Raw genomic sequence first — 1,554 nt, forward strand, 5'->3', positions numbered from 1 at the left:
CTTTGATCTAATAGGGTCAGTACAATTAATGGACTGACCGCCATGCTCAGAGAACTCTCCCCGCAGCAGTACCAGTTTGAAACCATCACCCTCGATGAACTGGTCCCTGAAGACCACCTGGTCCGCAAAATCGATGCCGCCATCGACTTCGAATTTATCCGCGATGCGGTAAAGCCTCTCTACTGCCCCAATAACGGCAGGCCTGCCATCGACCCGGTCCGCCTGATTAAAATGATGCTGCTGGGCTATCTCTTCGGCATCCCGTCCGAACGCCGTCTGGTGAAGGAAATTCAGGTCAATGTGGCCTACCGCTGGTTCCTGCGTATGGGCCTGACCGAGAAAGTCCCCGACGCCTCCACCCTCAGCCAGAACCGCATTCGCCGCTTTAACAACAGTGACGTCTTTGCACAGATTTTTGACCATATCGTGATGCAGGCCCTGACGCAGGGGATGGCTAACGGTCGCGTACTCTACACCGACAGCACCCACCTGAAAGCCGACGCCAACCCGCGTAAAGCGGTGAACGAGCTGCGCCCGGAAGGGGTCAGCGAATATCTGGCGGAGCTGAATGCCGCGGTGGAGGCCGACAGGAAGAAGCACGAAAAAAAGCCGCTGCCCGCCGCAAAAAAGACGCCAGAAAGCGCAGCCGTTAAGAACACCAAAGTCAGCACCACCGACCCGGAGAGCGGGTTCATGCACCGGGACAACAAACCGAAGGGCTTCTTTTACCTCGACCACCGGACGGTGGACGGGAAGCACGGCATCATCACCGACACGTTCGTGACGCCGGGTAATGTGCATGACAGTCAGCCGTTTATCAGGCGGCTGAAACATCAGGTGGAACGCTTCGGGCTGGAGCCGGTGGCGGTGGGCGTGGATGCGGGGTACTTCACGGCCCCGGTGTGCCATCTGACGCAGGAGATGGACATCGCGCTGGTGCCGGGGTACCGCAGGCCGCATAAAGGTCAGAACGACTATCAGAAGAAGCACTTCGTGTACGACGCGGAGAACGACAGATATCTTTGCCCGCAGGAGAATGTGCTGGTCTGGAGCACCACGGACAGAAAAGGTTACCGGCACTACCGTTCAGACCGCACGGTCTGCGAAGCCTGCCCGGTGCGGGAAAGCTGTACAAAAAACCGGAAACACGAGCGGACGATAACGCGGCACGTGTGGGAAGAGGCCAGGGAGAAGGCGGATGAACTGCGGCTGACGACATGGGGCAAAAAGGTGTACGCGCGACGCAAGGAGACGGTGGAGCGCAGCTTCGCGGATGCGAAACAGCACCACGGTCACCGGTATGCGCGGTATCGTGGGTTGCGGAAGGTACAGATACAGTGCTGGCTTGCAGCGACAGCGCAGAATATGAAGAAGATGGCGCTGCTGGCGCTTCTTTACTGGCTTTTTTGGGTGTTAAAGGCCGCTTATGAGGGATATGTGAGGCCGGAAAGGTCGGGTGAGCGCGAAAACAGAGGGATGAGAAAAAATATCGCGATCGCGACCTGCGGTCGCTCATAAAACAGAACCCCACGAAAAACGCGGGGTTCGTCAGCA

General features: G+C 57.8%; 1 protein-coding gene. It reads left to right on the top strand.

The window, feature by feature from the left end:
• Positions 1-42 precede the first annotated feature (42 nt).
• Complete coding sequence (locus ACLW56_RS25235; protein ID WP_330986341.1) at positions 43-1,518, top strand: IS1182 family transposase; 1,476 nt, start codon at positions 43-45, stop codon at positions 1,516-1,518.
• Positions 1,519-1,554: the final 36 nt, after the last annotated feature.

This window comes from Pantoea sp. sgz302252, from assembly GCF_047713085.1.
Lineage (GTDB): Bacteria > Pseudomonadota > Gammaproteobacteria > Enterobacterales > Enterobacteriaceae > Scandinavium.